We start from the raw sequence: 1,436 nt of genomic DNA on the forward strand, positions 1-1,436 counted from the left end.
TGACCGCAGCGTTTCTGTCGCGGTCGAACACGCTACCACAATCACACTGCATAACACGATCTTTGACGGTCATCTCTGGGTGGATTTTTCCACAGCAGCAGCACGTCTTGCTCGTGTACTCTTCGCCGATCTCTATTACCTGTTTACCTGCAAGGATCGCCTTGTAGGTCAGAAATCCGGCAAAACGTGCAAGGTATCCGGTTCCTTGCGTTGACCTGTTCATCGGTTTCGTTGCTGTCTTGGACCTCGGCATCTTTTTCACCGGGAGATCGCCGATAATGATCGTTCCTGCCTTGGTATTCTCAACGAGTTTCTTGCTTACCTTGTGCTGGAAGTCCTTGAGCTGGTTGCTCTTTTTCTTCTCCATCTTTCGCTTGACGGCGTTGTAGCGTTTCCACCTCCGGCTTGGTTGTTTCCCCTTGATCTTCTTGCAGTGATCCCGCTTGGACTGCACGGTATCAATCTTCTTGTTCCAGTACCGATCCGGGCGGATGTTCTGGACTTCAATGAACTTCCCCTGACTGTTGACGGCGGTCTGCTTTATTACTCCGAGATCCCATGCCTGATACTGGCCGTTGTCAACGGGCGTCGGGGGAACGACCTCTTCAACCACGGCAAGATACCATTTCTCCTTGCCATCCTGGAATACCTCAACCTGCTTGACAACCCCAAACTCATGTTCCGGGATGGCAAAGATCAGATCTACCCCTCCCGGCAGCTTGTGCGACAGTTTGATTGAGTCTGTGTCGATCTTGAACCCCGACTGGTTGTGCTTCATAGTGGTGAAATACTTCCGCCCTTTGAATCCCGGGGGTTTTGCATCGGGATCAACCTTGATCAACTCGAAGAACGACCGGTCGTTGGCATCCAGCGTCTTGAGCGTCATCTGCAGGACTTTCGCGTTGACCTTCTTCAGTTCCGGCCACTCTTTCTTGAGTTCCGGAAGATCGTTCTGCTGTTTGATGTAGGTCACGCCTTTGGTTCCGGTAGCGTAGGCATCACGCCGTTCGTTGAGCGCCCTATTGTACAGTCTCCGGTTGATATCGGACAGATCCCACAGGACGGCTGCCTGCTCTTCCGTGGGGTAGATCCTAATCTTCCTTGTCAACTGCATCTCGTTCCTCCGCCTGGCGATCGACATACTTCTTCAAAATGTCCAGCGTGACCTGTCCGGTGGTTGCAAGGAAATAGGATCGTGACCAGAAGGCATCACGCCAGAGCACTTGTTTGACCTCGGGGAAGTTCCGCCGGATCTCCCGTGAGGAAATGGTCTTCAGGGCGTTGATGTACTTCGGGAGATTCAGCGTCGGCCCCGCCTTGAACAGCATGTGGAAGTGATCCGGGCTGCACTCGATGTTGGTGACTTCAACCCCGAAGGTTTCAGAGATGCTGTGGATCTTGGTCTTCAGGAGATCCACATACCGATCATCGACAAA

The 1,436-nt window shown here is 52.6% G+C and carries 2 protein-coding genes; both read right to left on the reverse strand.

Features of this window, described 5'->3' with window-relative positions; genetic code table 11:
- The coding region (locus RJ53_RS11475; RefSeq protein WP_211531776.1) for an RNA-guided endonuclease InsQ/TnpB family protein at positions 1–1,114 on the reverse strand (1,114 nt) is incomplete at its 3' end.
- Positions 1,092–1,436 (reverse strand): IS200/IS605 family transposase (gene tnpA / locus RJ53_RS11480; RefSeq protein ID WP_211531777.1); only part of this gene is annotated, 345 nt, incomplete at its 5' end. The genes tnpA and RJ53_RS11475, both read right to left, overlap by 23 nt.

It is taken from the genome of Methanocalculus chunghsingensis (assembly GCF_018132105.1).
Classification (GTDB): Archaea; Halobacteriota; Methanomicrobia; order Methanomicrobiales; family Methanocorpusculaceae; genus Methanocalculus; species Methanocalculus chunghsingensis.